The sequence below is a fragment of the Oleiphilus sp. HI0132 genome, from assembly GCF_001635845.1.
Map to the genome: position 1 here is coordinate 1 of NZ_LWGJ01001028.1, position 7,673 is coordinate 7,673.

8 protein-coding genes are annotated in these 7,673 nt (G+C 45.0%); 1 reads left to right on the forward strand and 7 read right to left on the reverse strand.

Annotated elements, in window-relative coordinates:
* The 5 genes from A3766_RS11950 to A3766_RS11970 all read right to left on the reverse strand — a co-directional run.
* On the reverse strand, positions 1-1,063 hold a 1,063-nt coding region (locus A3766_RS11950), incomplete at its 3' end, for a hypothetical protein (RefSeq protein WP_156508885.1).
* Positions 1,064-1,074: 11 nt separating this feature from the next.
* The gene (locus A3766_RS11955) at positions 1,075-1,995 is read right to left on the reverse strand and encodes a hypothetical protein (RefSeq protein ID WP_197479553.1); all 921 of its coding nucleotides are present in this window, start codon (positions 1,993-1,995) and stop codon (positions 1,075-1,077) included.
* Positions 1,992-2,492 carry a hypothetical protein gene (locus A3766_RS11960; RefSeq protein ID WP_068510092.1) on the reverse strand — a complete coding sequence of 167 codons (501 nt, stop codon included), beginning with the start codon at positions 2,490-2,492 and terminating at the stop codon, positions 1,992-1,994. Before A3766_RS11960 ends, A3766_RS11955 begins: the two co-directional genes overlap by 4 nt.
* Positions 2,493-2,495: 3 nt before the next feature.
* Positions 2,496-3,089 carry a hypothetical protein gene (locus A3766_RS11965; protein WP_068510090.1) on the reverse strand — a complete coding sequence of 198 codons (594 nt, stop codon included), beginning with the start codon at positions 3,087-3,089 and terminating at the stop codon, positions 2,496-2,498.
* Positions 3,090-3,091: 2 nt separating this feature from the next.
* Positions 3,092-3,496, reverse strand: coding sequence for a hypothetical protein (locus tag A3766_RS11970; RefSeq protein ID WP_068510088.1), 405 nt, complete (start codon positions 3,494-3,496; stop codon positions 3,092-3,094).
* Positions 3,497-3,629: 133 nt separating this feature from the next.
* Here A3766_RS11970 and A3766_RS11975 point away from each other — a divergent pair, with 133 nt between their 5' ends.
* Positions 3,630-6,650: a Tn3 family transposase gene (locus A3766_RS11975; protein ID WP_060994423.1), complete on the forward strand. Its 3,021-nt coding sequence runs from the start codon at positions 3,630-3,632 to the stop codon at positions 6,648-6,650.
* A gap of 378 nt (positions 6,651-7,028) precedes the next feature.
* On the opposite strand, the gene A3766_RS32005 is transcribed toward A3766_RS11975, so the two are convergent.
* Together A3766_RS32005 and A3766_RS32010 are read right to left on the reverse strand one after the other, a co-directional pair.
* A complete protein-coding gene (locus tag A3766_RS32005) occupies positions 7,029-7,253 on the reverse strand; it encodes a hypothetical protein (RefSeq protein ID WP_231882895.1) in 225 nt (74 codons plus the stop codon).
* Positions 7,246-7,673 (reverse strand): hypothetical protein (locus A3766_RS32010; protein WP_231882896.1); only part of this gene is annotated, 428 nt, incomplete at its 5' end. The genes A3766_RS32010 and A3766_RS32005, both read right to left, overlap by 8 nt.

The window sequence follows — 7,673 nt, forward strand, 5'->3', positions numbered from 1 at the left end:
CCGTCTGCATAGAGCCGCTTTCTATTATATTTACGCCCACTAAATCCTGTTTCTGGATCTCTTTAGTTGTAATGGGATAACCAAATAAGAAACGTCTTGAAGTTATCCCTTCTTTCGTGACTGTTACTTTGAGCGACTTGAATAATTGATAAATTCCAAGAAGCATGATCGTGTCACCGACGAAGAAGCAGAGGAAGGCTGGGAATATATCTCCACTCATAAAAATGAATGCACTAGCGACAGAAAAAATAAACCCTACTAAGCTGAATACAATTCCTAACCTATTGCGAGTAAGAGAAGGAAAGTTTAATGATATACCCCCGGCGATAGGTTGAATGTCCACGATAGAATTCACACCTTCTTCAGCTTCACGAACGGTATCTACGTGCTCTTCAGTAGAGAAGTTATGGCTTCTTGATTCTTCACTAGTTCTGAAAACAGGAATGACATAAGCCCTATCAAATTCGCTTTCGTTATCCACGGCAACAATATGGGCTCTCCAGGAGATATATTGATCCTTCTTGTCCGTATCACTTTCTGGTAAGCCTTCAGGAACGTCAAAACGAAAAGCTACTTTCGTACCTTTAGCGCTCATTTTTGTATGGCAGATTCCTTCATTTTGCCATACAGGCCTTTCCTGTCTCTTTCGATCACTCCCCGTTCCTGTTGTATAGCTTTTCACGCAACTGAGGACTACTTTGAATTGTTGTTCCCTCGTATAGGATATTCCTACATCAATCTCCGCACCAACATGTCCCCCAATAGAGCCTGGAAATGGATCAAGGACTAAAGGAATTGCACCATATTTCTTCCATTTCAGAAGCTCTTTAATGGCTGTGTAAAATATAAATAAACCAATTACAGGGAAGAGTAGAAAGAAATAGGTAAATGGCTCAGCTTCCGCTTTTCTCCAGATTTCATCATCAAATATGATCGCTGGGAACGTCAGTCCATTCCAAACAACTGCAAATACCCAAATAACATATAAAGCAGTTTTAGACTCAGAAAGAATAATATTATCTTTCCACTTATTATTAGTTAACCAGGGGGGCATATTTGACATACTCCGAAACGTTAGGTGTTCTTGAGAAATGCTTTTATTTCCTCAGTCATTTCTTGAGTTTTCGAATTGAGGTCTTGCTGTAGCGAGGCCATATGCGCTTTCATTAGATTCAGATATTCTTCTCTCACAAGTGAATCAATACCTACATAATCACCTTTCATCACAATTTCTTTAGCTGCTAAAATCAAAGGTGTATCCATCACACCTTGATAACGAGTATCAGCTAGAGTGGTCTTAATAGCAGTTCTAAGAGCCTCCATCCCCCCTTTGAGTCCTTCAGGTGAAGAGGAAAGCCAAAAACCGAGTCTGTACTGGCAAGGGGCAAAGCCCATTCCTGCACAATTAGAAAACCTTTCCATCGTTTCAGTGGCTAACTCTTTGAGATTCGCGTCCCCAATGAAGCTAGTATTCTCGCCTAGTAAGGAAAAGTCAGTTGATAGTTTCGTGGTGAGATTATCTTCTGCAATATAAAAGTCAGCAGGCCAATAACCTGAGTTAGCTGCTGCTTGCAAGAGCTTTCGAGCACTATTATCCGCTTTCTCGTTATTGTCTTTTCCGAACAATAAAATCAATGCATTGTTAACCAGCACTTCTATTTCTGTATCCCCAGATGCAAATCGGTTTATCCAGTAATGCGGTCCTTTATCAACAATGTATGGAATTCCTACCATTTGATCCAAATTTGGCGAACCAGGTGTTGTATGGTCCATTCCGATTGCCAAGAGCAACATTTCTTTAATACCAGTAGCATTATCTAGATTGAAACCAAAGATTTCTTGTACCTTATCGAAGGTTACTTCAGGACTTCCTTTAACGCTCTGATAATCAATAGAGCCATCAGAGAAGACCTTTTCATTATCACCAGCCATCACCGAAGAGGTTGCTGAACAAATAGCAAGTAGTGACGCTATACCAAGAGTTTTTAATTTCATTTGTACTTCACCTCATCTTTAAGCTCTGTAATGACCCAGCCACAAGAAAGGGTTGAAAAGCTCATTTTTACTTTGCGTTTTGTAGTGTTTGTCCAGTCTGTACATGTAGGCGTTACTGAATACTCTAAAGAGGCATATTGAGTGTTCAGCCCCGTTTTCTTTGAGGACTCAAGTTTCAAATCTTCGCATCTGGCGTTGTTAGTCAGCGTATCGATAAACCGTTGAGATTCATGAGCCACTTCATGACGTAAGTCTTTTGCTAACCGTACAACCGTTTGATCCATGATCTCAATAAGCTCTTCTGACCAGTAACCTGATAACTGCTTTCTGTTCATCCCTGTTTTTAGATGATCTTGATAGAAGTGCATGTAATTATCTGCACTCTCAAGAGTTCCAGCACCTTCTGAACAATGCGTTGGTTTTTCAGCTTGTCCAGCCACACATAAGCTAGAACATATAGCCAGCAAGCTTCCGGCAATAAAACTCGTTTTCTTCATTTTTTAATTTCCCCCGAAGTAACCCTTGCGCTCGACCTTTAGTTCTCTCCAAATCGGCATCAACTTGGCGATTAGTGCGTCTCTATCTTTTATCGCTCGGATCTTAATAATTGGTTGGTCTTGATCGTTGGTTTCAAGTATTAACGTTGATAAGCCAAATAGGGCCATTACCCCGGCTGAAGGTGACTTAATGTCAATTATGTCACTGATTTCACAGTACAAATCCTTCCTGAAAACGCTCGTAATCCCTTTACTTTCTTTGATCTTATTCTTTGTGACTTGCGTGTATTCGTACTTTGTATGTAAGTAAGGTAGAGCCATACTGATGAAAGCTATGAACAATAGCCCGTTAACAATCCAGGGAACGGATGCTGTCACTATTGAAGAGAATCCTTCATTTAAACCTTGTGACCACATCACCTGAAAAACGAGCGCACAAATTATTGCCGCTCCCCAGAAGATGAACGTAAAGAGGTTTGTCCATTGAGATGGGCTTCCCTCCCATATAATCGTTTCATCATCATATTCCGGTGTGGACTTAGACTCTGGGTGAATGGATTGCTGTTCTTTGTATATTCCTTCGGATGATTCACTCATGATTATGCCGCTAATATTTCCGCTAATTGAATGTGATTCAGGAGAGATCGGTGATCACTGATGTTTACGTGCATATCTAACGGCCCATTACTTCCATTCGACAAAAACTGAACATGCTTAGAAATGCTTTCACTCGTTAAGCATTCGTACTTTTCACTTGGAGACTGATCCACAATGATTACGATATTTAAGCTGCTTTCAATAGATTTAACCTGGTTCCAAATAGCCTGTTGATCTTTCGCTTCATCAAAGTGATCGAGTATTAGGAGGGATGTTGTATTTGCTGTAGGGATCTTATGATTACCTTTACATTCAACTAGAGAGAACGTATTCAGTTGCTCAAGCAGATTGTATGTTTCCCGTTCTACAAAGTTTTTCCCGTGATCGGTGATCCTAAATATTTCCATAACGGGGTCCTAAGGATTTTGCCTCCATATATCGCAAAACCCTCTGAAGCTCCCGTCTGCCGTGGCCTGTAGAGGGCTATTAATTTCTAATTCACCAAAAATTTGTTATCTTCTTTGACCTTTAGGTCAAAGAATGAGCAGAGACAAACGGCTATCAATTCTCACTGCCGCGGAAATCGAGGATTTATACAGCGTTCCTTCCTTCAACGAGTCTTATCAGCGGTTTTACTTCGCGCTAAATGATAAAGAACTTGCGGAGCTATCCAGAATACGGCAACGCAAGTACCGTTGTGTTGCCGTTGCATTGTTGGGCTACTTCAAATGCAAACCGATCCTGCTCAACCCGAGTTATAAATCCATGCAGGATGACTTGGCATTTATTGCGCGATTTCACTTTAAAGACCTCAAGTTTCGGCGCTTTAGTTTGAAAGCGGACCAAAAATCCCGCATCTATGAGCGTGTTTTATCAATTGCTGGAGTCAACAGCTGGAAAGATAAGCAACATCAACCCCGGCTTGTTGAACATTTGCTGGTCTGCGCTGAAAGCTGGGTGGCACCCCGCGCACTCTTTGACGCAGCAATCGAGTACCTGGCCCACCAGAAGATCGCCATTCCTGCCTATAGTACCCTGCAGAAGATCGTCAGTCAGGTGATTAATCAACATCAGCAACGATTGTATGATCAGATCAATGCCGCTTGCAGCCAAAGCTTAAAGAATATGCTGCAGACACTGGTTTCCGATGAAGACCACTTTACATTGAAGCAGCTGCGCGGGAGCGCTCGCAACTTCACCGGTACCGAGCTGCAGAAAGAGCTGGCGGTGTATAACCATATTCAACCGCTAATGGAGGATGTGACGACTGTACTCGACTCGCTTTCTCTGTCCCAGAAAAACCAGCATCACTATGCCGAACGGGTTGATTATTACGGTGCTAAACTTAAGCGTCAGTCGCCTGCTAACCAATGCTTGTACCTGCTGTGCTATCTGCAGTCTCGGTACCAGCAGGGCTTGGAGCGCATTGCGGAAGGGTTCATCCATCACACTCGACAGGTGAAGCAACGAGCGCATCAGATGGCGCAGGAACGGGTTTATCAAGACTGGCAAAAGGCAGCCCGCAACGTGAGTAAAGCCGCTGAGATCCTGCACCTGTTCGTGGATGACCGCATCGACCCTAATACTTCCTTCCACGCGGTACAGCAACAGGCTTTCCAGTTTCTCAGTGCCAACGACCTGAACTCGGTCTGCCGATACCTGAGCAATCAGAAACAGTCAGCGGAGGAAGCGTTCTGGCAACACCTGGACACGGAATCCACATTGCGAACCGGCCTGTTACGGTCGCTCTTTTGCTGTCTGCGCATGGAAGGCACCGACAAAACGCAACGGTTAGCCCGGATCTTAGACCAAGCTCGGTTGGATCTGGTCGCCGGCAATATGCTCGGCGATGCCTGCATTGATCAGCGTCTACCGCCGAAAGCCACACGACCACTATTGCTAAAACCCGATGGCAGTATAGATAAAGCCAGGTATGAATGGTTCCTGTACCTGCAGATTCCCAACCGGTTAAACGGCCAGCTAATGCTGCCGGAAGTCATTCGATATCGGGCGTTAGAGGATGATCTGGTGAAGCCACAGACCTGGAAAAACCAGAAGCAGGTCTTGGTCGAGGGTACGCAGCAACCGAAAATCTCCAAGGATCCGACGCGACTGATCCCGCGTATGGCGGATGAGCTGACCCTTCGGTTACACGAGGTCAGCGAATACTTGGAACGTTCGGACAATCGGGACGTGATACTGCGCCCGAAAGGCGGCAAACACCTTTGGCGGTTGCCTACAGCCAGTAAGAAACACCTGGTGAATAATCCGTTCTTCCAACAAATGAGAGCGATCAGCGTTGCCGATGTCTTGCGCGTGGTGGATCAGGATACCGGATTCATTGACGACTTCGAGCATGTGCTGGGCATGAACTCGAAAAGCCGTCAATACGAAGTGGACCTGTTGGCGATCTTGATCGCCAATGCCACTAATCAGGGCATCTATGGCATCGCTCAGATCTCCGATCGGACCTATGATCAGCTCAGCACTATCCAGGCGAACTACCTTCGGCTGGAAACCCTGAATGCGGCCAATGACCGTATCAACAACGCTACCACACGACTGAGCATCTTCAAGCACTACAACATCCAGGATGACAGTCTGCATGCCAGTGCCGATGGTCAGAAGTTCGAAGCCAAGCGCGAGACGTTCCGTACACGGTATTCCTCAAAATACTTCGGTACCAGCAAAGGCGTCTCGGCGGTCAGTCTGAATGCCAATCATATGGCCATCAATGCCCGGGTTATCGGCGCCAACGAACATGAATCCCATTACATCTTTGACCTGTTGATGAACAACAGTACTGAGATTATCCCGGACATGCTCTCAACTGACACTCATGGGGTAAATCATGTGAACTTTGCCTTGCTCGATCTGTTCGGTTATCGGTTCGCCCCCCGATATGCCCGGGTTGGCAAGGTCATCAATGAGCTGTTCAACATCACCGAAGACGAAAATCAGCGCGTGAAACTATCGTTGCGCAAGCCGATCAACACGAAACGCATCATAGACCACTGGGACACCATCCAGCGGATCGCAGTCTCTCTAGCCCAGCGGAAAACCAGCCAAGCTACGTTGGTGCGTAAACTCTCCGGCTACAAGCACAACCACCCGTTACTGGAGGCTCTGACTGAATACAACCGGTTACTGAAGGCCCAGTATCTGCTGAACTACATCGATGACGCCAGCCTTAGAAACCATGTGCAGCGAGCGCTGAACCGGGGTGAAGCTTATCACCAGTTGCGTCGGGCGATCAGCAACGTCAACGGCGACCGGTTCCGAGGCAATAGCGATGAGGAGATCCAAATCTGGAACGAAAGTGCCCGACTGGTGGCTAATGCCATCATCTACTTCAACTCGAAAGTACTCAGTAACCTGCTGGACAGCTTCGAGGAACAGCGCAATGACAGATACCAGGAAACAGTCAAGCGGGCCTCACCGGTAGCTTGGGAGAACATCAACTTCCGGGGTACATACACGTTCGCGCCGACGGGCGAACTGCCAAAACTGGAGGACTTAATGGCACCGATTGAGGGCTATCGACCTAGAAATGAAAGTTGATACCCCTCTACAAGCCACGGCAGACGGGGGCTTCAGAGGTTTTTGCAATATATGGAGGCAAAATCCCTAGGACCCCTATAAAAACCTAGAGATATTTTCTTTATATAACAGCACGTTATGGACAAAAATGTAAAATCTGCTCCCTATATTGTTGGGGAGCCAAGGTATAGCTATTCAAAGTAAACAGGCTTTGTACCTAACCACTTATGCTGTATTGCAGTAAAAGATCCGTCAGTTTTCATACTCTGAAACGCTCCCTTAAGTTGTTGATATCTAATCATGTCCAATTCTTTTGAAATGCCAATATAAGCCCCCGTACAGGAGCCTTCAACACGATAAGAAAGCAACGCCAAGCCTTGGTATTCATGGCCATACGTTTTAGGACCTAAGCATCTCAAACTCGTAGTCATCGTAGAAATACCCAACAATTCGACCGAGTTTCAGCATCTTACGATACTGTTCACTTCTCGGTAGGAAGTAGAGAATAGCATTCAAAGCCTCCTCATTTTTTAGGCGATCATCGAAGTACTCCGAATAACTCGCGCCCGAGAGGTAGCCTACTTTTTGCTGCCTTTGTTGCGCCAGCTTTACTAGATCATCCAATGCTTTGATCGGAAGGTATGCGTCTTGATCTCTCACAACCAAACCAATACATGTCGTTCGGATTGGGCTTAGCCAATGCATATTTAGAACGCACATTACTTTTAGTAAGGTTAGGAATAACATGAATCTCTCCACGTTCCATTTCGATCAAACTTCTTTTAAAAGGTTTAAAGACCACATCGTAGCTTAAATCGGCGCGAGCAAAGATTTCCTGTAGCACCTCCGTGTCCATACCATACCAGTGGTTTCCTTCTTTATACGTAACTGGGTAGTAGCCAGGATTGGCTTTTACTATGATTGAGTCCGCAAATGCATAAAAGGGAGGAACAAACCCCAGCAACGTCACACAAATTGTAAGCAGAAAACTCCGTCTAAAAAACAAATTCATATACTCACTAATTTTTAAAATTTCATCAGTAT

Bases quoted from the DNA above. Each gene is read 5' to 3' on its own strand.
- A3766_RS11975 (WP_060994423.1), top strand. From the start codon at position 3,630: ATGAGCAGAGACAAACGGCTATCAATTCTCACTGCCGCGGAAATCGAG.
- A3766_RS11965 (WP_068510090.1), bottom strand. From the start codon at position 3,089: ATGAGTGAATCATCCGAAGGAATATACAAAGAACAGCAATCCATTCAC.
- A3766_RS11970 (WP_068510088.1), bottom strand. From the start codon at position 3,496: ATGGAAATATTTAGGATCACCGATCACGGGAAAAACTTTGTAGAACGG.
- A3766_RS11960 (WP_068510092.1), bottom strand. From the start codon at position 2,492: ATGAAGAAAACGAGTTTTATTGCCGGAAGCTTGCTGGCTATATGTTCT.
- A3766_RS11955 (WP_197479553.1), bottom strand. From the start codon at position 1,995: ATGAAATTAAAAACTCTTGGTATAGCGTCACTACTTGCTATTTGTTCA.